Annotated in this window: 19 protein-coding genes; 8 read left to right on the top strand and 11 right to left on the bottom strand. The window is 68.3% G+C overall.

Annotation, left to right across the window (positions count from 1 at the left end; genetic code table 11):
• Positions 1-7 precede the first annotated feature (7 nt).
• A complete protein-coding gene (locus tag CFP71_RS05680; protein ID WP_093932772.1) occupies positions 8-997 on the bottom strand; it encodes a D-2-hydroxyacid dehydrogenase in 990 nt (329 codons plus the stop codon).
• 100 nt (positions 998-1,097) lie between these two features.
• Here CFP71_RS05680 and CFP71_RS05675 point away from each other — a divergent pair, with 100 nt between their 5' ends.
• Genes CFP71_RS05675 through CFP71_RS05665 form a run of 3 tightly spaced genes read left to right on the top strand, consistent with a single transcriptional unit; the run spans position 1,098 to position 3,349 of the window.
• Positions 1,098-1,838 (top strand): maleate cis-trans isomerase family protein, encoded by a 741-nt coding sequence (locus CFP71_RS05675; RefSeq protein WP_093932771.1) that lies wholly within the window; start codon positions 1,098-1,100, stop codon positions 1,836-1,838.
• A 44-nt stretch (positions 1,839-1,882) separates the two neighbouring features.
• The gene (locus CFP71_RS05670; RefSeq protein ID WP_093932770.1) at positions 1,883-2,653 is read left to right on the top strand and encodes a maleate cis-trans isomerase family protein; all 771 of its coding nucleotides are present in this window, start codon (positions 1,883-1,885) and stop codon (positions 2,651-2,653) included.
• Between the two features lie 3 nt (positions 2,654-2,656).
• Positions 2,657-3,349 carry a GntR family transcriptional regulator gene (locus tag CFP71_RS05665; RefSeq protein WP_093932769.1) on the top strand — a complete coding sequence of 231 codons (693 nt, stop codon included), beginning with the start codon at positions 2,657-2,659 and terminating at the stop codon, positions 3,347-3,349.
• Positions 3,350-3,353: 4 nt separating this feature from the next.
• Here CFP71_RS05665 and CFP71_RS05660 read toward each other — a convergent pair whose 3' ends face one another.
• The 3 genes from CFP71_RS05660 to CFP71_RS05650 all read right to left on the bottom strand — a co-directional run bounded on the left by CFP71_RS05660 (position 3,354) and on the right by CFP71_RS05650 (position 6,858).
• Positions 3,354-3,830, bottom strand: coding sequence for a DUF4262 domain-containing protein (locus tag CFP71_RS05660; RefSeq protein WP_093932768.1), 477 nt, complete (start codon positions 3,828-3,830; stop codon positions 3,354-3,356).
• 446 nt (positions 3,831-4,276) lie between these two features.
• Entirely contained in the window at positions 4,277-5,368 is a 1,092-nt protein-coding gene (locus tag CFP71_RS05655; RefSeq protein ID WP_093932767.1) for a tartrate dehydrogenase, read from the bottom strand.
• A 26-nt stretch (positions 5,369-5,394) separates the two neighbouring features.
• The gene (locus CFP71_RS05650; RefSeq protein WP_093932766.1) at positions 5,395-6,858 is read right to left on the bottom strand and encodes an NAD-dependent succinate-semialdehyde dehydrogenase; all 1,464 of its coding nucleotides are present in this window, start codon (positions 6,856-6,858) and stop codon (positions 5,395-5,397) included.
• 88 nt (positions 6,859-6,946) lie between these two features.
• On the opposite strand from CFP71_RS05650, the gene CFP71_RS05645 reads away from it, so the two are divergent.
• Together CFP71_RS05645 and CFP71_RS05640 are read left to right on the top strand one after the other, a co-directional pair.
• The gene (locus tag CFP71_RS05645) at positions 6,947-8,197 is read left to right on the top strand and encodes an aspartate aminotransferase family protein (RefSeq protein ID WP_093932765.1); all 1,251 of its coding nucleotides are present in this window, start codon (positions 6,947-6,949) and stop codon (positions 8,195-8,197) included.
• Positions 8,197-8,694, top strand: coding sequence for a DUF3830 family protein (locus tag CFP71_RS05640; protein WP_038508763.1), 498 nt, complete (start codon positions 8,197-8,199; stop codon positions 8,692-8,694). The genes CFP71_RS05645 and CFP71_RS05640 overlap by 1 nt, the downstream gene beginning before the upstream one ends.
• 66 nt (positions 8,695-8,760) lie before the next feature.
• On the opposite strand, the gene CFP71_RS05635 is transcribed toward CFP71_RS05640, so the two are convergent.
• A complete protein-coding gene (locus CFP71_RS05635; RefSeq protein WP_093932764.1) occupies positions 8,761-9,747 on the bottom strand; it encodes a hypothetical protein in 987 nt (328 codons plus the stop codon).
• Between the two features lie 149 nt (positions 9,748-9,896).
• Here CFP71_RS05635 and CFP71_RS05630 point away from each other — a divergent pair, with 149 nt between their 5' ends.
• Positions 9,897-12,884 (top strand): BTAD domain-containing putative transcriptional regulator, encoded by a 2,988-nt coding sequence (locus tag CFP71_RS05630; RefSeq protein WP_244199562.1) that lies wholly within the window; start codon positions 9,897-9,899, stop codon positions 12,882-12,884.
• Here the strand turns inward: CFP71_RS05630 and CFP71_RS05625 are convergent.
• On the bottom strand, positions 12,868-13,656 hold the full coding sequence (locus CFP71_RS05625) for a Calx-beta domain-containing protein (protein WP_093932762.1): 789 nt from the start codon (positions 13,654-13,656) through the stop codon (positions 12,868-12,870). The two genes, CFP71_RS05630 and CFP71_RS05625, sit on opposite strands and share 17 nt — an antisense overlap.
• 190 nt (positions 13,657-13,846) lie before the next feature.
• Between CFP71_RS05625 and CFP71_RS05620 the strand changes: the two genes are divergently transcribed.
• Positions 13,847-15,229 carry an FAD-binding oxidoreductase gene (locus CFP71_RS05620; protein WP_093932761.1) on the top strand — a complete coding sequence of 461 codons (1,383 nt, stop codon included), beginning with the start codon at positions 13,847-13,849 and terminating at the stop codon, positions 15,227-15,229.
• A gap of 12 nt (positions 15,230-15,241) precedes the next feature.
• Positions 15,242-16,795, top strand: coding sequence for an acetolactate synthase large subunit (locus tag CFP71_RS05615; RefSeq protein WP_167406013.1), 1,554 nt, complete (start codon positions 15,242-15,244; stop codon positions 16,793-16,795).
• Positions 16,796-16,844: 49 nt separating this feature from the next.
• On the opposite strand, the gene CFP71_RS05610 is transcribed toward CFP71_RS05615, so the two are convergent.
• The 5 genes from CFP71_RS05610 to CFP71_RS05590 all read right to left on the bottom strand — a co-directional run bounded on the left by CFP71_RS05610 (position 16,845) and on the right by CFP71_RS05590 (position 21,097).
• Positions 16,845-18,272, bottom strand: a complete 1,428-nt coding sequence (locus tag CFP71_RS05610; RefSeq protein WP_093932759.1) for an MFS transporter — start codon at positions 18,270-18,272, stop codon at positions 16,845-16,847.
• 57 nt (positions 18,273-18,329) lie between these two features.
• Positions 18,330-18,824, bottom strand: coding sequence for a DUF3761 domain-containing protein (locus CFP71_RS05605; RefSeq protein ID WP_093932758.1), 495 nt, complete (start codon positions 18,822-18,824; stop codon positions 18,330-18,332).
• Between the two features lie 73 nt (positions 18,825-18,897).
• Complete coding sequence (locus tag CFP71_RS05600) at positions 18,898-19,650, bottom strand: SDR family NAD(P)-dependent oxidoreductase (protein WP_093932757.1); 753 nt, start codon at positions 19,648-19,650, stop codon at positions 18,898-18,900.
• Positions 19,651-19,659: 9 nt separating this feature from the next.
• Complete coding sequence (locus tag CFP71_RS05595) at positions 19,660-20,547, bottom strand: SRPBCC family protein (RefSeq protein WP_167406005.1); 888 nt, start codon at positions 20,545-20,547, stop codon at positions 19,660-19,662.
• Positions 20,540-21,097: a helix-turn-helix domain-containing protein gene (locus tag CFP71_RS05590; RefSeq protein ID WP_093932755.1), complete on the bottom strand. Its 558-nt coding sequence runs from the start codon at positions 21,095-21,097 to the stop codon at positions 20,540-20,542. The genes CFP71_RS05595 and CFP71_RS05590 overlap by 8 nt, the downstream gene beginning before the upstream one ends.
• Positions 21,098-21,173 lie beyond the last annotated feature (76 nt).

The raw sequence follows: 21,173 nt of genomic DNA, 5'->3' as shown, positions 1-21,173 counted from the left end.
CCGGCCCCTAACCTTGGCGAAGCGTCTCCGACGGCACGTATCCGAGCTGCTTGTCCACGACGTTGCGCAGCGGCTCCCCCGCGCGCCAGCGACGGAAGTTGTCCGCGAACACCTCTACCAGAGTATTACGCCAGCCGACGAAGTCGCCCGACATGTGCGGCGAGATCAGCACGTTCTCCATAGTCCACAAAGGACTCTCGGCGGGCAGCGGCTCGGTGTCGAAGACGTCGAGCGCGGCACCCCCGAGCGAGCCGTCCCGCAGAGCGCCGACCAGGTCCGAAGTGACGACCAGTTCCCCGCGGCCGACGTTGACGAACCGGGCGCCGGGCTTCATCGCGGCGAAGGCTTCGGCGTCGAACATGCCCTTTGTCTGCCCGGTCAGCGGCGCGACCGCGACGACATAGTCCGCCTCGGGAAGGTGGCGAGTCAGGTTCGAAGAGGAATACACGTCCCCGAAGTCCGGATCGCCCTCACGAGGACGGCGGCCGACACCCGCCACCGACATCCCGGCCGCCCGCAGCATCCGCGCGATCGACCGGCCGATCGGCCCGGTGCCGACCACGAGGACCCGGCGGCCGGAGATCCGTTCACTCTCCCGGTGCTTCCACCGCCCTTGCCGCTGGAGGTCCCACGAACGGACGAAATCCTTGGCGAACGTGAGGACGACTCCGAGGACGTACTCGGCTATCGCCCCGTCGAACACGCCACGCGAGTTGGTGAGCACGACGTCGCTCTCCTGCAGCCCTGGGAAGAGCACGGGGTCGACGCCCGCGCTGGCGATGTGCAGCCAGCGCAGCCGGTCGGCCGCGTGCCAGGCACCCGGGACGGCGGTCGAAAGGAAGTCGTAGACGAAGAGCGCGTCCGCTCCGGATAACGCGTCGGCCAAGCCGGCCTCGTCGGTGTAACGAACCACCGCTTCGTCTTCGATAGCGCGCATGTCCGGTGGGCGTGTGTCTCCGCAGAGCACCGCCAGCACAGGGGTCTCCGAGGCGATCACGTTGACACCGTAAAAGTGGCTCGTATGATTGTCAACAATCCGAGGAACGACCCCCGGAGCACCGGACCTGTGACAGCAGAAGCTTTCCGGAGGCTGAGACTTGGATTTCGACTTACTGGAGTTCGAAGGCCCGTTGGCGCAGCGCGGTATCGGCGTGATCGCTCCCTTCGACCTTGCCCTGGAACGCGAACTGTGGCGCTGGGTGCCCATGGAGGTCTCCCTCCATCTGGCGCGGACGCCGTACGAGCCCGTGCCCGTCAGCATGGAGATGGCCCAGCTCGTCAGTGACAGCAGGCATCTCGCCGCCGCCACGAGAGACGTGCTCCACGTGGAGCCCGAAGTCGTCGCCTATCTGTGCACCTCCGGCAGTTTCGTCAACGGTGTGGACTACGAACGCTCTCTGACCAAGGCGATCTGCGACGCGGGCGCGCTGGACGCCGTCACCACCTCCGGCGCCCTGGCCGAGGTCCTGCACCAGCTCGACCTCCACCGCGTCTCGGTACTGACGCCCTACGACGGCGACCTGACCGGGAAGCTGCACGACTTCCTGGACGAACTCGGCGTGCGTACCGTCTCGAGCGACCACCTCGGCCTGGGCGGCGGCATCTGGAAGGTCAGCTACCGGACCATCGCCGAGCGCATCCTTGCCGCGGATCACGCCGACGCCGAAGCCATTTTCGTCAGTTGCACCAACCTCCCCACCTACGATCTGATCGAGCCGCTCGAAAGCGCGCTCGGCAAGCCCGTCCTCACCGCGAACCAGCTCACGATGTGGGCCTGCCTCCGGCGGATGAACCTGCCGATCGTCGGGCCCGGCAAGTGGCTCCGGGAGGTCGACTGACCTCTTCGCCTACGATTGTCGACAATCTGTCCTCCGGAGGTCCCGTGCCCATCAGCCCGTTCAGCCCACCCGAGCCGCCGTCCGAGACGACCACGATCGGATTCATCTATCCCGATCACGCGGCCGAAGACGACTACCCGCTCGCGGAGCAGCTCCTCGGCGGCGACATGGCCGGGATCAAGCTGCCCGTCGAGCACATCTACGGGACCGATCTGCACGCCGTGCCCGAGCTACTGGACCTCGGCAGCGAAAGCCGTCTAGCCGACGGCGCCGCGCTGCTGGCCAAGCACGAGCCGGACGCGGTGGTCTGGGCGTGCACCAGTGGCAGCTTCGTCTACGGCTGGGATGGCGCCCGCGACCAGGCCGACCGGCTGGCCGCCGTCGCCGGCGTCCCGGCGTCGAGCACCTCCTTCGCCTTCGTCCACGCCGCTCACGCCCTCCGCGTCCGGCGGGTCGCGGTCGCCGCCAGCTATCCGGACGACGTCGCCCGGCTGTTCGTCGAGTTCCTCGGCGCGGGTGGGATCGAGGTGGTCTCGATGGGCAGCGCGGACATCGACACCGCCGCCGAGGTCGGCGAACTCAGCCCGGAGGCCGTCATCGAGCTCGCGGCGAGCGGCGATCACCCGGCCGCCGACGCGCTCCTCGTACCCGACACCGCCATGCGGACACTCGGCGAGATCAACACTCTCGAGACCCGGCTCGGCAAGCCGGTGCTGACCGCCAATCAGGTCACCGTCTGGGAGGGCCTGCGGCTGACCGGGAAGTCCCCGCTCGTCCGCACACTGGGCGCGCTGTTCGGGCAGAGGGGCAGCTGAACCATGTCCTTGCCGGATATCGAGCCGGTCAGCCGGGAATCGACCGCCGGGATCATCGCGCGCCAGTTGCGGGACGCGATCATGACCGGCGCTCTCCCTCCCGGCACCCAGCTCGGTGAAACGGACCTGGCCTCCCGGTTCCAGGTCTCGCGGGGACCGCTGCGAGAGGCGATGCAGCACCTCGTTTCCGAAGGACTCCTGCGCAGCGAGCGCCACCGAGGACTGTTCGTGATCGACCTCGAACCCGGCGACGTCTACGACATCTACTCGGCACGCTCGGCCATCGAGCGCGCCGCGATGCTGCGGGCACTGCGCGGCGACCGGGAACGGGTCGCCACCGAACTCGAACAGGCCGTGGCCGCCATGGCCGCCGCCGCGGACGACGACGATCCCACCGCGCTCTCCTGGGCGGACCTCCGTTTCCACGAGGCGCTGATCGCCGCCTCCGGCAGCAAACGGCTCGTGCGCATGGCCCGGACCCTGCTGATCGAGACCCGGATGTGCCTCACCGCGTTGCAGGGGACCTACCAGCGGGTCGAGGAGCGGGTCACCGAGCACACCCGGATCATCGAGGCCCTGCGGGCCGGCGACGAAGAGACCGCGCTGTCGTTGCTGGAAGCCCACATGGAGGACGCCGTCCAGCGGCTGGCCCCGGGGACCAGCCTGCGGGAGGGCGAGGCTCCCGCGGTTCCGTAGGGATTCAGGCACGGCGCCGCGCCCCGAGCACCGGCTGCCCACCCGTCCCGCCGCGGAACTCCCTGTCCCACGGCCAATTGCCGTGCTCGTCCTCATAGACCAGTTGCAGGGCACGGAATTCTTCGCCGTACATCAGCACAGCGGTGAGCAGGTGCGCCGACGGCGTATCGAGTGGAACGACCTCGAACGCGGGCCATCCGACCGCGGCGGGCAGCACCTCACCCGGCTCCGGCGGCCCCGACCGGACCACCCGCCGGGCGAAATAGTTCAGCAGCTGACCGGATCTTCGCTCTCTCAGGCCGGTGACGGCGAGCTCCGGCAGCCCGGCGTCGGTGAGCCCGACGGTGTACGCGAGAGCGGGTTGAGCGATTCCGCTCTCGACCGTCTGCACCATCCAGCCGTGCTTCCGGATCAGTGGACGGACCTCCTCCACGAGGTAGTCGTCGCGGGTCTTCCCGGGGTTGTCGCAATGCCAGCACATCGGTGCTCCTCCAGTCGTCGAATCCGATGATCGACACTGTGCACCGGGGCACCGACAAAAACTCACACCCAGGATCGAAACGTGTTCGCCGAATGGAAATACTGCGCCGAGTTTTCCTTGTACAGCAACGCTTATCTCGCTCCAGAAGAAAGTTGCCTCATGACTTACCGACTTCGAATGCCACGAAGAACCGGGCGGCGTGGTGATTCGTGTGGCGCCACGTCGCGGTGTCCCGAATGTGGCATTGGGGACACTGAGCGTCTCCAATGCCACATTGGCGGCATCGGTTTCCGCCAGGCACGTTCACCACTCGCGACCCAAGTACATGAAGGCCCCCTGCCTTGCGCTTGACGCAAGGAAGGGGGCCTTTATGTACTACCGCCCCCCGAAATCATGAATGGACCGTTCATGACTTCCCGGACTTGACAAGCCACTGGGCGGATGGTTCAAGATAGAGTGGCGACCACCGCGGACCCGAGTTCGGCGGTGGTGGACTTCCCGCCGAGGTCAGGGGTCTGCACGGCACCCTCCTCGAGAACCTTCTCCACCGCAGCGTGAACATCTTGTGCCGCAACGGTTTCACCGAGATGGTCGAGCATCATCGCACCCGCCAGGATCTGCGCCACCGGATTCGCGATGCCCTGTCCGGCGATGTCGGGAGCGCTGCCGTGCACGGCCTCGAACATGGAAGGGAACTCGCCGGTCGGATTGATGTTGCCCGAAGGCGCCATCCCGAGCCCGCCCGTCACGGCCGCCGCCAGGTCGCTCAGGATGTCGCCGAAGAGATTGGAAGCGACCACGACGTCGAGCCGGTCCGGCGCCTGGACCATTCGCGCGGCGAGCGCGTCGACATGGCACTGTTCGGCGTGCACGTCCGGATATTCCGACGAGATCTCCGCGAAGATCTCGTCCCAGAACGGCATCGAGTGAATGAGCCCGTTGGACTTGGTCGCCGAGCAGACCCGCCCCGTCCGCGTTTTCGCCAGTTCGAAGGCGTAGCGGATGATCCGCTCCACCCCGACCCGCGTGAAAACGGATTCCTGTAAGACGACCTCGTTCGCCTGCCCCCGATTGTGCCTGCCGCCGATCTCCGAGTACTCGCCCTCGGAGTTCTCCCGGACGATCACCATCTCCAGCTCGTCGGCGCTACGGCCGGCCAGTGCCGATGTCGTGCCCGGAAGCAGCCGGACCGGCCGGAGGTTGACGTATTGCGTGAACGCGCGCCGCACCGGAATGAGGAGACCCCACAACGACACATGGTCCGGGACACCGGGAAACCCGACGGCACCGAGGAAGATCCCGTCGAACCGGGAAAGCTGCTCGATACCGTCGTCCGGCATCATCGAACCGGTCTTGGTGTACCGCTCACAGCTCCAGTCGAACTCCTGCCAGGACAAGGAGAAGCCATGCGACGCCGCCGCGCGGTCGAGGACCTTGCGGGCCTCGACCGTCACGTCGACACCGATCCCGTCGCCGGGAATGCTGGCGATCCGATAAGAAGGCGTCCCTGTTCGAGAGGTCCCTGCTTCAGGATTCACCGCTTGAGGATTCACGGCTTGAGAATTCACAGAGCCACCGCGATGTACTTGGTCTCGAGGAACTCGTCGATGCCGACGGTGCCACCTTCACGGCCGAGCCCGGACTGCTTGATCCCGCCGAACGGCGCCGCCGGATTCGAAACCAGTCCTTGGTTGAGGCCGATCATGCCGGCTTCCAGCCGTTCCGAGACCCGCAGCGCCCGCTTGAGATCGGAGGTGTACACATAGGACACGAGACCGAATTCGGTGTCGTTCGCCGCCGCGATGGCCTCGTCCTCGCTGTCGAACGGAGTGATCGGGGCGACCGGCCCGAAGATCTCCTCCGAAGCGAGCCTGGCGTCCTTGGGTACGTCGGTGAGCACTGTCGCCTGATAGAAGTTGCCCGGTCCGTCCACTGTGGACCCTCCGGTGAGGACGCGCGCTCCTCGCCCGGTGGCGTCCGAGACCAGGCTACTGACCTTCTCGACGGCGGCTTCGTCGATGAGGGGGCCGACGACGACACCTTCCTCGGTGCCGCGCCCCATCGGCAGGGCCTCCATGCGCTCGGTGAGACGCCGGGAGAACTCGTCGACGATGCCCCGCTGGACATAGAAGCGGTTCGCGGCCGTGCAGGCTTCACCGATGTTGCGCATCTTCGCCGTCATCGCGCCTTCGACAGCCGCGTCGAGGTCGGCGTCCTCGAAGACAAGGAAAGGAGCGTTGCCACCGAGTTCCATCGAGGTGCGGAGCACCTTGTCCGCGCACTGTTCCAGCAGTTTCCGCCCGACGCCGGTCGAACCGGTGAAGGACAGCTTCCGGGCACGGCCGTCGCGGATCAGCGGCTCCATCACACCGCCGGAGTCCGACGTCGTGAGGACGTTCAGCACACCTTCCGGCAATCCCGCCTCGGCGAGGATCGCCGCGAGGGCCAGCATCGAAAGGGGGGTCTGGGCGGCGGGCTTGATGATCATCGTGCAACCGGCCGCGACCGCGGGCCCGATCTTGCGGGTGCCCATCGCCATGGGGAAGTTCCACGGCGTGATCAGCAGGCACGGTCCGACGGGCTGCTTCGTCACCAGGAACCGGCCCGTCCCGTTGGGCGCGACGGCGTAGCCACCGTCGATCCGGACGGCCTCCTCCGCGAACCAGCGGAAGAACTCGGCCGCGTAGGTGATCTCACCCTTCGATTCCGCGAGCGGCTTGCCCATCTCGAGGGTCATCAACAGCGCGAGTTCGTCGGCGCGTTTGATGAGCAGTTCGTAGGCGCGGCGCAGGATCTCGCCGCGTTCGCGCGGGGCGACGTTCGCCCAGTCGGCCTGCGCGGCGACCGCGGCGTCGAGTGCTCCGACACCGTCCGCCGGTGACGCGTCGGCCACCTCGCACAGGGCTTCACCCGTCGAGGGGTCGAGAACAGGGAAGGTCTTCCCACCCGCGGCGGGCACCCACTTGCCGCCGATGAACAGTTCCTTGTCGACCGCCGCGACTACGCCGGCCTCACTGATCGAGCTCATCCCAACGCTCCTCCATGTTGTCCCGAACGCCATGCTATGGATATTGTCAACAATCGACAACAGCTCAGCCGACCTAGGAGCGCAGCCCATGGCCCAGCTATCACCGCTGCTCAAGCAGGCAACGCCGGTCGTGGTCGACCACGGTGAAGGGGTGTACCTCTACGACACCGATGGCAAACGTCACCTGGATTTCACCGCCGGTATCGGCGTGACCAGCACCGGCCACTGTCACCCGCATGTGGTGAGCGCCGCGCGGGAACAGGTCGGCAAGCTCATCCACGGGCAGTACACGACGGTCATGCACAAGCCGATGCTGGAACTGACCGAGAAGCTGGGCGGCGTCCTGCCGGAAGGCCTGGACTCCCTCTTCTACTCGAACTCGGGCAGCGAAGCGGTCGAGGCGGCGCTCCGGCTGTCGCGGCAGGCGACCAAGCGGCCCAACGTCATCGTCTTCCAGGGCGGATTCCACGGCCGGACCGTCGCGGCGGCGACGATGACGACGTCGGGCACCCGGTTCAGCGCCGGGATCTCGCCGCTCATGTCCGGTGTGCACGTCGCGCCCTTCCCCTACGCCTTCCACTACGGCTGGGACGAAGAGACCGCGACGAAGTTCGCCCTGCGCGAGCTCGACTACCTGTTCGCGACGGTCTGCGCGCCGAACGAGACGGCCGCGTTCTTCATCGAGCCGGTGCTCGGCGAGGGCGGGTACGTCCCGGCGAACCCGGCGTTCCTGGCAGGCCTGCGGGAGCGCGCCGACAAGCACGGGATCCTGCTGGTGATGGACGAGATTCAGACCGGCTTCGGCCGGACAGGCAGGTTCTGGGGGCACGAGCACTTCGGGGTGCGCCCGGACATCGTGCTCATCGCGAAGGGACTCGCGAGCGGGTTCCCGATCTCGGGTATCGCCGCGTCGGAGGAGCTGATGGCGAAGGCGCTCCCCGGCTCCCAGGGCGGGACTTATGGCGGGAACGCGGTGGCCTGTGCGGCGGCGATCGCCACGCTCGAAGTGATCCAACAGGAGGGCCTCGTCGAGAACGCCGCCGAACGCGGACGCCAGTTGCTCGAAGGTGTCCGGGTGATCGCGGACAAATCGCCGTCGATCGGCGACGTCCGCGGCTTGGGGCTGCTGGTCGGTTCCGAGTTCACCACGCCGGACGGTGAGCCGGACACCGCGAAGGCCCAGGCGGCGCAGAAAGCCGCGTCCGCCAACGGGTTGCTGCTGCTGACGTGCGGGGCGTACATGAACGTCGTCCGGATGGTGCCGCCGTTGATCGTCGACACCGAGCAGGTCGACGAAGCGCTGCGGATCTGGGGTGACGTCGTGGCGGGGGTCGAGTGATGGCCCGCTACATCACGATCACGCTCGACAAGCGCGGGGTCTCTTGCCGGGCACGCCTGCTCGACGCCGAAGCCCCGCGGACCTGCCGCGCCGTCTGGGACGCGTTGCCGCAAAGCGGTTCGGCCTATCACGCGAAGTACGCGCGGAACGAGGTCTACACCCTCGTGCCGCCCTTCGCCGAACCGAAACCGGGCCGCGAAAACCCCACGGTGACACCGATTCCGGGCGATGTCGTGTACTTCGGGTTCGAGGCGTGGGAAATCGGCAATCCGGCGTACGGCTACGACGAGGACAGTGAGGCGCACAGCGACCAGGGCGCGACGGATCTCGCGATCTTCTACGGCCGCAACAACCTGCTGATCAACGGCGACGCGGGCTGGGTGCCCGGCAACGTGTTCGCGACGATCGAAGAAGGACTGGCCGAGATGGCGGAAGCCGCGCAGGATCTCTGGCTGCGAGGTGTCGAGGGCGAGACGCTTTCGTTCGCACGCGCGTGAAAAACCCGTGGGCGGCGAGGGTTCCCCACCCTCGCCGCCCACGGGCCGGCACCCCTCCCTGGCTTCTTACTGCCGTTCGGCCGCGAGCCGGTATTCGACGCCACCGACCTCTTCGCCGCGCTGGTCGACCTGGGTCACGTGGACGGTGTACTGCCCACCGGCCGCCTCGGCACCGGCGGTGAAGCTCAGCTTGGCGTCGATCTGTTCGCCCGCCTTGAACGCCAGCCCGCTGATCCGGGCCCGCTGCGGGTTCACGATGGCCAGCTCGGTCTCGCCGACCCGTTCGATGCCTTCACCCTTCGCTCCGCCTGCCCGCCAACGCGCGGCGAGATCAGGACCGAGGTCGATGGTGATCCGTCCCGGGCCGGTGAACGGCCTGCCCGGCTGGGTGAAGACGATGTCGCCGACCGTCGCCGGGTCAGGACCGTGCCAGCCGAACACGATGGGCCGGATCACCGGGACCTTGATCTTGAACGGGACCGCGTTCACGTTGTGCCAGGCGATGTTGTTGTTGTTCCGCGTGTTGAGGGACGTGCTGACGCCTTCCGTCGGCAGGTCGGTCGGCGACAGCCACCGGGCCAGCAGGCAGAAGTGCGAGCCGATCGGGACCTTCCACGGGATCACGACCGTCTTGGTGCCGTAAGGCACGTCCACGTCGAGCTTCGAGCCGATGTAGTTCCACTGGTTCGGCCACTGGGCCACGGTGCCCTGTTTGGTGTACCAGACCTGGAGGTTCCCCTTCTCGTACCCATCCCCGTACGGGCCGGGACGATTCAGCGTGACATGGATGTAGGCGGTGCTCCCCTGGACGATCGGGTCGTCGGTGGCGCAAAGCACCGTCGCCGAGAAACACACCCGGATGTCGGGGCTGGAGTAGAGCGAACCGGACGACGCCTCGTACCCGTAGTCGGATCCGTTGTCCCGGATGAAGACGTCGCTACGAGCCTCCGGTGCGGCCTGCACCGCCGGTGCGACACCCGCGAACAGTGTCGCGACGGCCAGGACGGCCGAGGCGAGCAGCGTTCGACGGCGCCGCGGATGACTGCTGATCATGTTCCCCTCCTTGGGCGAAACATTCGACCCGTTGACGATCAGTCAGGCCGGTTGTGGCGGGGTTGTGGAGATCGTGTGCCCTAATTGGCCGATTTCGGTGAGTCTTCGCCCGGATACGCTCACCGAGGTCACATGCCGGAGGGAGCAGAGTGCCCGGGCCAGGGGAATTACGGGTGCTGGGCCCGGTCGAAGCGATCGGCCCCACCGGGCGGGCGGAGCTGCACGGCGCCCGCCAGCGAGCCGTGCTCGGCGTTCTCGCCCTGCACGCGGGTTCTGTCGTCCCGATCCCCCGGCTGGTCGACGTGCTGTGGGGCGAGAATCCGCCCCGTACCGCCGTGAAGACCCTGCACAGTCACGTCGCCAGGATCCGGCAGGCGCTGGAGGATTGCGGATTCCCGCCGGTCCTGCTGACGCGCAAACCCGGGTACGTCCTGACCGTCGCACCGTCCTCAGTCGACGCTCTCCGCTTCGAGGAAGACCTTCGTGCCGCCAAGCGGAGCAATCCCGGCCAAGCGGTGACGGCGTTGCGCGAGGCTCTACGGCTCTGGCGCGGCCAAGCCTTCGCGGACGCCGAACTCGACGGCTGGGGGCTACGCGAAGTCGAACGACTTCAAGAACTGCGGCTGTCCGCCTGGGAAGAACTCTGGGACGCCGAACTCAGGCTCGGCGATCACGAGGAGGTCCTCCGGGAACTCCCGCGGCTCCGTGCCGAGCAGCCGTATCGAGAACGGCTCGCCGCACTGCACATGCTCGCCCTGCATCGCTGCGGAAGACACGCCGAGGCGCTGGAGACGTTCCAGGCGGTGCGCCGGGGACTCGCCGACGAGTTCGGCGTCGATCCCGGCCCGGACCTGGTCGAACTGCATACGGCGATCCTGCGCCGCGCCCCCGAACTCGACGTGCCGGTGCGGGGCACCGCGCCCGCGCAACTCCCCGCCCGGGTCGGGTACTTCACCGGACGGCAGCAGGAACTCGCTTCGCTCGACAGGCTTCTCGACGCACCCGAGCCGCCGGTCGTGGTCATCTCCGGCGCGGCGGGGATGGGCAAATCCGCGCTCGCCGTGCAGTGGGCGCATCTCATCGCGGACCGCTTTCCCGACGGCCAACTCTTCCTCGACCTCGCCGGGCACGACCCGCACGAAGCGATCTCGCCGGGCGACGCGCTCGCGCATCTGTCACGCGGACTCGGCCTCCCCGACGATCGGCTGCCCGACGCGACGGCCGAACGCGCGGCGCTCTACCGCTCGCTGCTGCACGGGAGGCGGTGCGTGATCGTCGCCGACAACGCGGGCAGTGTGGACCAGATCCTTCCTCTGGTCCCCGGGACGGCGAAGGCGCTGCTGATCGTGACCAGCAGGCAGACCCTTGCCGCGCTCGGCAGCAGGCACGCCGTCCGCGTGTTCGCCCTCGACGCGCTGGCCGACACGGAATCGATGACCCTGCTCACCCGGGTACTGGGCACCGACCGGGTCGCCCGCGAACCCGCGCAGGCCGCGCGGCTGGCCAGGCTGTGCGACGGGATGCCGCTGGCGCTGCGGATCGCCGCCGCGCGCCTCAGCGGCGAGCCGGGCCGTCCGATCGCGGAACTCACCCGCGAGCTGACCGGCGCCGGCCGACTCGAAACCCTTGCGGTGCAGGGAGATTCCCGGACGGTCAAGACTGTCCTCGCGAGCGCCTACCTCCCGCTGGACCACGCCCCGGCACAGCTGTTCCGGCTGGCCGGGCTGATCCCGGGGACGTCGTTCAGCTCGGCGCTGGGCAGCGCGTTGTGCGGGGTGCCCGCCGAGGCGGGCCGGACCGCGGTCGCCGCGTTGTCCGCGGCGCACCTGATCACCCCGGCGGGACCGGATCGCCATCGTCTCCACGATCTGATCCGGGAGTTCGCCATCGCGTGCGCCCGCGCCGACGAAACGGCGGCGAGCCGAGCCGAGGCGGCGGACCGGCTGATCGACTGGTATCTGCACGTCGCCGCCGAGGCGAACCGGATCATCGACCCGAACCGCGATCTGGTCACCCCGGCGCTGCGGCACCCGCCGCCCGAACGTCCGTTCCCGGTGGACCGGCGAGCCGCGCTGGCGTTCCTGGGCGCCGAGCGCGCGAACCTGCTGCCGGTGGTGCGGTTCGCGCGCGAACACGGCCGCAACACCGCCGCCTGGCAGCTCACCTACCTGCTGACCAGCTTCTACGACACCACGGGCGGCTGGAACGAGCGGATCGGGCTCTGCCGGGAAGGGGCCGCGGCGGCGGCCGAACTCGACGATCCCTTGGCCGAAGCGGAAATGCTGCGTGCGCTGGGCGCGGCCTACTTCATGACCCGCCGGCTGACGGACGCGCTCGACACGAACGCCCGCGCGCTGAAGGCCGCCCGCGCCGCGGGTGATCTCGAAGGCGAAGGGCACATCTACAACAACACCGCGAACGCCTACGCCGCGCTGCGCCGGTTCGACGAGGCGATCACCGCGTACCGGCTCGCGGTGGAGCGGTGCACCTCGGCGGGCAACCGGCTCGGGCGCGCGCTGTCCCAGCGCAACCTCGGCCACGCCTACATCCGCCGCGGCCAGCCGATGGACGGTCTCAGTCCGCTGACGGCCGCGCTGGAGACGTTCCGTGAACTCGGCAACGCCCGGCTGGAAGCCGCCACTCTGGACACCCTCGGCGAGGCTTACGAAGAACTCGGCGATCACGACGTCGCGCTGGACCATCTCGGCAAGGCGCTGGCCGCGTCACGGGCGATCGGCGACCGGTGGCAGGAGTGGGAATCGCTGCTGCACGCCGGCCAGGTCCACCTCGCCCGCCGCGACTTCCGGGCCGCGCGGGACGACTTCGACCAGGCGCTGCTGATCAGCCGCGACGTCGGGAACCGGCACAGCGAGGCGGCCGCGCTCGACCGGCTCGGCCGTGCCCACCTCGGACTCGGCGACCTGGCCGCGGCGCGGGAGAACCTCGAGCGCGGCCTCGCGGTCCGCGAAGGCGTCCCGGACCCGTACGAGGAGGCTCACCTGCACCGCGACCTGGGCGACCTCGAAGCGCGCTGTGGCGTCACGGCCGCCGCGGCCGCCCACTGGGCTCGAGCGATCGAGCTGTACCGGCGGGCGAACGCGACGGCCGACGCCGATCTCGTCACCGGGCGGGGCTGATCACCACGGTCGAGGTCGCGTACACGAGCTTGCCCTGCGACGGCTCGAAGAACTCGACTCGCGCCTTCCCCGTTTGCCCCGGCGAGGGCGTGATTTCGGCGTAAGCCCTGGTCTCACCGCGCTGGAAGGTGACGACACCGTCCTTCACCGGCACGTGAGCGGACCCTTCGGTGCGGTAGCGGATCGTGAGCGGCCCCGGCCACGGCCGGGAGAGCACGATGGGCACCTTGCAGCTCGCGCCCTGGGCGAAGTTGGGCGGGATCGACCAGCAGATCTCACCGTCCTGGGTGGTGGCGATCGGGGAGGTTTTCGTCGCGTCGTCGTCGGCCACCCACGCGACGCCGACACTGTGCCCGATCCGCAGCCCCTTCTCGCCGTACAGGCGCAAGGAGAACATCTCGTCGTTCTCCACGAGGGAGTCGGCGCGGACCCTGACCGCGACGGTCTGCGGGGCCGCCCCGCCCGACCAGGTCAGCGTGCCCGCGCTCGGCAGGTAGTCGGCCCCTTCCTTCGCGATGAACGCCGGATCGACCGGCGACCCGTTGCCTTCGATCGTCCGGTACTCGACCGAACCCTGCGGCGCGCAGCCACCGTCGTCGAGGGAAACGGTGAAGAGAAGAGTGGTGTACCCGGCGCTCGTCCCCTCGGCCTGGCTGACGCCGCTGACGTTCACCACGGGCGCCGTGCAGCCCTCTTCCCCGCCTTCGGCCACCGGTACCGCGAGTCCGAACGTGACCGCGAGCGCCGCCCCCAGCGTCGCGGCCCGTCTCATCCTTGATCCCATCGAGCGTCCCACCCCTTCCGGCGGGCCGCCGCGGCCCGCTGCGACATGGGTAACCGAGTGAGGTTGTCGTGAGGTTGTGGCCGCCCGAAGCAAACATGAAAATGATTCATGGCCATCGCCGCCCGCGACGTACTACGCTTCGGTAACCAGGCAAAGACGCGTGAGGAAAGGGCAGTCGATGGGCGATGTTGCGGCACGGTTCGCCGAGATCGTCGGGGACACGAATCTGCTTTCAGGCGAAGCGATCCCCGAGGACTACGCACACGACGAGGCTTTGACCGTCGGCCCACAGCAACCCGCCTACCTGGCGAAACCGGGAAGCGCGGAGGAGGTCGCGGAGCTGCTCAAGGCCGCGAGCGAACACGGCGTGCCGGTGACCGCCAGAGGATCGGGAACCGGGCTTTCGGGTGGTGCGCAGCCTCGCGAAGACGGCTTGGTGATCTCTTTCGAGCGCATGAACGCGGTGCTGGAAGTCGACACGGAAAACCACGTCGCCGTCGTCCAGCCGGGCGTCACACTGTCCGAATTGGACGAAAAGACCACGGCGGCGGGCCTCGGCTACACCGTCCACCCGGGCGAATTGAGCGCGAGCGTCGGCGGCAACGTCGGAACGAACGCGGGCGGGATGCGCGCGGTCAAGTACGGCGTCACGCGGCACAACGTCGTGGGCTTGCAGGCGGTGCTGCCGACCGGCGAGATCATCCGGACCGGCGGAAAGACCTCGAAGGTGTCGACCGGGTACGACCTGACGCAGCTGATCATCGGTTCCGAGGGCACCCTCGCGATCGCGACCGAGGTCATCGTGAAGCTGTACCCGCGCCTGCCCCACGGTGCCACGGTGTTCGCCCCGTTCGAGACCTTCGACGAAGTGATGACCGTCGTTCCGAAGATCATCTCCAGCGGGCTCTCGCCGCACATCCTCGAATACATCGACAACCTGACGCTCGCCGCGATCAGCTACAACGAGAAGCTCAGCCTCGGCGTCCCGGACGCCATCCGCGACACCGCGCAGGCGTATCTGGTGGTGGCGCTGGAAAACCGGGACAACGACCGGCTCCACGCCGACATCGAGGAACTCGGCGGCATGCTGGGCGACCTCGGCGCGATGGACGTGTACGTGCTCGAAGGCGGTTCGGCACGCAAGCTCATCGAAGCCCGCGAGAAGGCGTTCTGGACGGCCAAGGCCGCCGGAGCCGACGACGTCATCGACGTGGTGGTCCCGAGGTCCGCCATGCCGGAGTTCCTGCGCCGGAGCAGGGAAATGGCGCTCTCGCGCGAGGCAGGCGCGCTCGGCTGCGGGCACGCCGGCGACGGCAACGTGCACCTCGCCATCTTCTGCAAGGACCCGGAGAAACGGAAGCAACTGCTGACCGACGTCTTCGCGCTCGGCATGGAACTCGGTGGCGCGATCTCCGGCGAGCACGGCCTTGGGAAGGCCAAGTCCGGCTACTTCCTCGATCTGGAGGACCCGGCGAAGATCGCGCTGATGCGCCGGATCAAGGAGACCTTCGACCCGGCCGGGATCCTCAACCCCGGCGTTCTTTTCGCTGAGAGGGCTTGAAAAGTGAGTGAGATGAACGGCGCCCAGTCCCTGATCCGCACGCTCGTCGACAGTGGTGTCGACGTGTGCTTCTCGAATCCGGGCACCTCGGAGATGCACTTCGTGGCCGCGCTCGACACCGTGCCCGAGATGCGCGGCGTGCTCGGCCTGTTCGAAGGCGTCGTCACCGGCGCGGCGGACGGTTACGCGCGGATCGCCGACAAACCGGCGGCCACGCTGCTGCACCTCGGCCCGGGTCTCGGGAACGGGCTGGCGAACCTGCACAACGCGCGCCGCGCGCACACCCCGATCGTCAACGTGATCGGCGATCACGCGACCTACCACAAGCAGTACGACGCCCCGCTCGAATCGGACATCGAAGCCGTCGCCGGCTCGCTTCAGGGCTGGGTCCGCCGCTCCGAGCACACTAAGGACGTCGGTGCCGACGCCGCCGCGGCGGTCGCGGCCTCTCAGGACGCCCCCGGCCAGGTGGCGACGCTGATCCTTCCCGCCGACGCGTCCTGGGGTGAGGGCGGCGAGACCTGCGCGCCCATCCCGCCGCGGATCCCGCAGGTCGTCGACGCGACGAAGGTGAAGAACATCGCCGAAGTGCTGGCCGGCGGTGAACCGGTCGCCCTGCTCGTCGGCGGCGGTGGCTGTCGCGAGGCCGGTCTGCGCGCGACCAGCCGGATCGCCGCCGCGACCGGGGTGAAGGCGTTCGTCGAGACGTTCCCCGCTCGCATCGAGCGCGGCGAAGGCCTGCCGACGATCGAGCGGCTCGGCTACCTCGCCGAGCAGGTCGCGTACCAGCTCGACGGGATCAAGCACGTGATCGTCGCCGGGACGAAGGCGCCCGTTTCGTTCTTCGCCTACCCCGGCAAGGCGAGTGACCTGGTGCCCGAAGGCGCGCAGGTCCACGTGCTGGCCGAAGTCGGGCAGGACGTCACGCGGGCCCTGAACGACGTCGCCGACCTGGTCGCCGCCGAGACGGAACCCGTGCTGCAAGAGGCCTCGCGGCCCGCGCTGCCGTCCGGACCGCTGACGCCGCAGAACTGGGTCGAGGTGATCGGCGCGCTCCTTCCCGAGCGCGCGATCATCGCCGACGAGGCGAACACCTCCGGTCTCCTGCTGCCCGCCGCGACCGCGGGCGCGCCGCGGCACGACGTGCTGACCCTGACCGGCGGCGCGATCGGATACGGCATGCCCGTCGCGACCGGGGCGGCCGTCGCCGCGCCGGACCGGCCGGTGATCAACCTGCAGTCCGACGGCAGCGCGCTGTACACGATTTCGGCGCTGTGGACGCAGGCGCGGGAGAACCTCGACGTCACCACGGTCCTGCTGAACAACCGCGCGTACGCCATCCTGCGACTGGAGTTGCAGCGTGTCGGCGCGGACGCCAGCGGGCCCAAGGCGAACGAGCTGCTCGATCTTTCCCGGCCGGACATGGACTTCGTCAAGATCGCCGAAGGCATGGGTGTCCCGGCGACCCGGGCGACGACAGCGGAGGAGCTGGCCGAGCAGTTCCAGCGCGCCCTCGCCGAGCCGGGACCGCACCTGATCGACGCGATCGTTCCGACGCTGTTCTGAGCGAAGCACCCTACGTGCGACGAAGTAGCTTTCGTCGCACGTAGGGGCGCTAGTGGACTGACGCGACCAGCGGTTCGGGCTGGCGTTGCTTCGGAACGAAAACGGTCAGCACGAGCCCCAGGAGCGCCGCGCCGGCGGCGACCACGAAGCTCAGCCGGAACCCTGTCGCGGACGGGACGGAAACCCCGCCGACGGTGATCGCCAGCGACGCCAGCATGGTCGCCATCACCGCGCTGGACGTCGACGTGCCGACGGAGCGCATCAGCGAGTTCAGCCCGTTCGCGGAAGCGGTTTCGGTGACCGGGACCGAACCCATGATGAGCGCGGGCATGGCCGCGTAAGCGATGCCGACGCCGCCACCGATGATGATCGACGCCGTGATCAGCTCGAAAGCGTTGTCCATCAGCACGGTCGCGAAGACATACCCCGCCGCGATGGTGGCAGCACCGACCATCAGCGTCGTACGCGGGCCGTAGCGCTCGATGAGCCGGGCCGAAACCGGCGACAGCAGGAACATGACCACCCCGTTGGGCGCCAGGCAGAGCCCGGCCTGAACCATCGTCAGGCCGAGGCCGTAACCGGTCGAACCGGGCGCCTGCAGCAATTGCGGGAACGACAACGCCATCGAGTACAGCGCGAACCCGATCATGATCGACGCGAGGTTGGTGAACAGCACCGGACGCCGGGCGGACACCCGCAGGTCCACGAGTGGATCGCGGCGCCGCAGCTGATAGGCGCCCCACACCAGCAGGATCAGCGCCGCGGCCCCGGCGAAGCCGAGGGTGCGGCCGCTACCCCAGCCCCATCCGCTGCCCTTGACGATCGGCAGCAGCAGGCAGACGAGCCCGGCCGTCAGCCCCAGCGCGCCTAGGTAGTCGAACGGCGCTGGTGTCTTCACCGGCGACTCCGGCACCACGAACACGATCAGCAGGCCACAGACGAGCCCGAGCCCCGCCGACGCCCAGAAGAGGACGTGCCAGTCGGCGTTCTGCGCGACCAGCGCCGAGACCGGGAGCCCGATGGCGCCGCCGACGCCGAGCGTCGAACTCATCACCGAGATCGCGGCACCGACCCGTTCCGGCGCCAGTTCGTCGCGCATGATGCTGATCCCCAGCGGGATCGCGCCCATCGCGCAGCCCTGCAGACCCCGGCCGACGACCATCAGCGCGAGCGAACTGGTCAACGCGGACACCACCGAGCCGGCGACCAGGAAGCCCAGGCTGATCAGCAGCAACCGGCGTTTGCCGTAGAGGTCGCCGAGCCTGCCGCTCACCGGCATCACCACGGCTCCGGCGACCAGGGTCACCGTCACCACCCACGACGCGTCCGACGGGGTCGCGTTGAGCAGCCGGGGGAACGCCGGAATGAGCGGGACGACGAGCGTCTGCATGAACGAGGCCACCAAACCGCAGGTGGCGAGCACGACGACGAAGATCCGGGGCGAAGGTGCCCGTCCGACCGGTTTCACCATGCGCATCCCATGATCCGACCTTACACAGCACCACCCTTCCGAGTGAACGATTGACCGACGGGATCACAACCAGGTGCGGACCCCACCGTGCCCGGAACACGTACCGCGGCGATTCTGGCTGTAGCTATAGGAACCGTCCTTGCAGAGGGCCGTCGCGCCGTTGGCCGCGCCGGGTCCGGTCGCCGGCCGGTGGACGCAGACACCGTCGGTGTTGCGGTAGTAGTCGCTCCCGCACTCCGCCAGATTCGGCGCCTTCGCCGTGGGCGTCGTCTTCGGGCGGGTCTTCGACGGTGTCGGATCGACCTGCTTCGGCACCGCGACCGCGGTCGTGGTCGGCGGCACGAACTGCTGAGGTGCCGGCGTGGGTGTGTCCGTGGTCGTCGGCGCTGCCCAGCTACTTGTCGGCGGCGGCGTCGACACTGTCGGCACCGTCGTTGTCGTCGACGTCGAACTCTGCGTCGTGACCCGTCCGGTGGGCACGGTCTCCACACCGCAGCCTCCGGCGGCCAGCAGCCCGATCGCCAGCGCGATGCCCAGTTTCGTCGTTCTCCTCGGCATAACGACCTCCCCAGCACGTGGTAGTGCCGCGTAGTCGGGAGATCGTTCGCCGGTGTTACTTCCGGCGGGAAGGTCAGTCGACCATCGTGCCGCAACTGATATTCAGCGCCGTCGCCGTCATGCTGCGCGCATGGTCCGAAGCGGCGAAGGCGGCCACCCGGGCGACGTCTTCGAGTGAAGCCGTTCGCTTGAGCATCGTCGCCTCGTTCATGTCACGGATCGCGTCTTCCAGTCCGGCGTCCGCCGGGATCGTCTCCGGGATGCCGCCGGTACGCAGGGTCACGACGCGGATGCCGTTCGGTCCGAGCTCGCACGCCAGCCCTCGTCGCAGCGCCTCCATCGCACTGAACGCGACCTGCAAACCACCGAGGTGGTATCCCGGCAACGGATCGCCGTCGCCACCGAACATCAGGATCACCCCGGAGCCCTGTCCGATCATGTGCCGGGCGGCCGCCCGCGCCGTCAGGAAGTTGGTCCGAACCGCCGTGTGTACCGGGCTTTCGAAGTCCGCCAACGACATCTCGACCAGCGGGGTGCCCTGGACGTCGTTGTGCGTGACGACATTCATTGATATGTCGACGCTTCCCGCCGAGGACGCCACCGAAGCGGCGTGCTCGTCGATAGCCGCTTCGTCGAGCGCGTCGAACTCCGTCGTTTCGGCTTTCCCGCCCGCTGCCCGGATTTCGTCGGCCAGCGCGTCGAGTTTCTTCAGCGTGCGGCCGGTGAGGTGGACGGTCGCGCCCTCCCGGGCGAATCCGCGAGCCACCGCGCTCCCGATCCCGCCCGCCGCCCCGTAGATGATCGCGTTCCTGCCTTCGAGCAACATCGGATCCTCCTATTTCCCGTCCAGTGTGATGAGTCCCTCGGGCATTCCTTCCAAATGGACGTCGGCCCACAGCGGGAGCCAGCTGTCGATCTCGTGGAACCGCCGCAGTTCGGCCAGGCCGCTGAGCCAGCCCATCCACGACCCGTAGGGCGGGTTCTCCTCCGAAAATCCACTTTGGACGAACGTCAGCCTGGTACCGCCGCCGGAGTCCTCGAGTTCCCAGGTGGCGACGACGCCGTCCTGGTACGCGAGCGACATCCTGGAGTCGGGTTCCAGGTCGACGATCTTCGCCGGATCCGGATCCTTCTCCAGCGATCCCATCGCCCACCGGCCGCCGACACGCGGCTCCGCCTCGATCCGGGCGCCGAACCAGCGGGTGAACACGGCGGGGTCGGCGATCGAGGCGTAGACCTCGCCACGCGGCGCGCCGATCCGCAGTTCTTCGCTCATCAGCGGGGAAGTGAGGTCGCAGCGGGCGGTGATCGGGCGCCCCTCGACGTGATCGACGAGGTTCGCCACGGACAGCGCCCAGAACGTGTACATCATGCCGAGTGACGAATCCGGGTCGGCGAGCATCGCGCCGTAGTCCGGCAGACCGCTCTGACTGAAGGACAAGGACGTCGAGTCCCCGTCCTCCGCCAGCTTGAACTCGACGACGGTCTCCGTCCCGGCGACGGTCCACGCGAACCGCAGGACGTGGTCCTCGGCCACCAGCAGACGCTGACGGGGAACGTCCCCGTCCGGCGTGTAGCGGCCCCAGAACTCGTACCGGGACGGCAGTTCGACTTCCGCGTACTCGGAAAGCCACGTGCGCAGCGTCCCGGGGTCGAGCAGCGCGTGCCAGACCTCGTCGATCGGCGCGCGCACGCGCACCTGGAATCTCGTCGGTTCAGTCACGGGTATCTCCCTTCGGGTAACAGGCCACGGCGAGCTTGAAGGCGTCGCCTTCCGCTCCGCCGTAGCGGGTGAACAGATCCTGCAAAGTCGTCTTCAGCTCGTCGAGGAACTCCTGGCGCCGCTCGGGCTCCACCCGGATCTCGCCCGAGACCCCGATCGACGGCAACTCCGGCGCGGTCCTGTCGAGCGCGGCGACGTCCGACTGGACCTCCTCCATGAGGTCCACCAGGTAGCCGAGGCTCAGTTCGTCCCGTGCCGCCCGCGGGCCGATCCGGCCGACCAGCCCGGGCGACAGCCAGTACGAACGCGCTGTCGCCTGGTACACGCCCTCGCTTACGGCGCGCACCTTCCGCTCCGACACCTGCTTCACGAGCCCGGCTTCCACCAGGCGTTTCACGTGGTAATAGACCCGCTGTGGCGTCTGGTCCAGCACCGCCGCCACTTCGGTGCAGGACCGCGGCTCCGCCAACTGCCGCAGGACGTCCACTCGCTGCGGCTTCAGCAAGGCCTCGGCCTGCTCCAGCCGCTCCAGGTACTCCACGTCTTTCACTGCACGTCCTTCACGGCGCCACGTCCTCGATCACAAAAACCAGTTTGAACGTAAAAAAATATTTTGTCAATCGAGG

Source organism: Amycolatopsis thailandensis (genome assembly GCF_002234405.1).
GTDB lineage: Bacteria > Actinomycetota > Actinomycetes > Mycobacteriales > Pseudonocardiaceae > Amycolatopsis > Amycolatopsis thailandensis.
Note: the sequence above shows the minus strand (reverse complement) of the source record. Positions and strands in the feature narration are given on the sequence as shown.

Excerpts from the sequence above, each read along its gene's own strand:
- CFP71_RS05665 (WP_093932769.1), top strand. The coding sequence starts at position 2,657 with ATGTCCTTGCCGGATATCGAGCCGGTCAGCCGGGAATCGACCGCCGGG.
- CFP71_RS05660 (WP_093932768.1), bottom strand. The coding sequence starts at position 3,830 with ATGTGCTGGCATTGCGACAACCCCGGGAAGACCCGCGACGACTACCTC.
- CFP71_RS05650 (WP_093932766.1), bottom strand. The coding sequence starts at position 6,858 with ATGAGCTCGATCAGTGAGGCCGGCGTAGTCGCGGCGGTCGACAAGGAA.
- CFP71_RS05645 (WP_093932765.1), top strand. The coding sequence starts at position 6,947 with ATGGCCCAGCTATCACCGCTGCTCAAGCAGGCAACGCCGGTCGTGGTC.
- CFP71_RS05640 (WP_038508763.1), top strand. The coding sequence starts at position 8,197 with ATGGCCCGCTACATCACGATCACGCTCGACAAGCGCGGGGTCTCTTGC.
- CFP71_RS05635 (WP_093932764.1), bottom strand. The coding sequence starts at position 9,747 with ATGATCAGCAGTCATCCGCGGCGCCGTCGAACGCTGCTCGCCTCGGCC.
- CFP71_RS05625 (WP_093932762.1), bottom strand. The coding sequence starts at position 13,656 with ATGAGACGGGCCGCGACGCTGGGGGCGGCGCTCGCGGTCACGTTCGGA.
- CFP71_RS05620 (WP_093932761.1), top strand. The coding sequence starts at position 13,847 with ATGGGCGATGTTGCGGCACGGTTCGCCGAGATCGTCGGGGACACGAAT.
- CFP71_RS05615 (WP_167406013.1), top strand. The coding sequence starts at position 15,242 with ATGAACGGCGCCCAGTCCCTGATCCGCACGCTCGTCGACAGTGGTGTC.
- CFP71_RS05610 (WP_093932759.1), bottom strand. The coding sequence starts at position 18,272 with ATGCGCATGGTGAAACCGGTCGGACGGGCACCTTCGCCCCGGATCTTC.
- CFP71_RS05605 (WP_093932758.1), bottom strand. The coding sequence starts at position 18,824 with ATGCCGAGGAGAACGACGAAACTGGGCATCGCGCTGGCGATCGGGCTG.
- CFP71_RS05600 (WP_093932757.1), bottom strand. The coding sequence starts at position 19,650 with ATGTTGCTCGAAGGCAGGAACGCGATCATCTACGGGGCGGCGGGCGGG.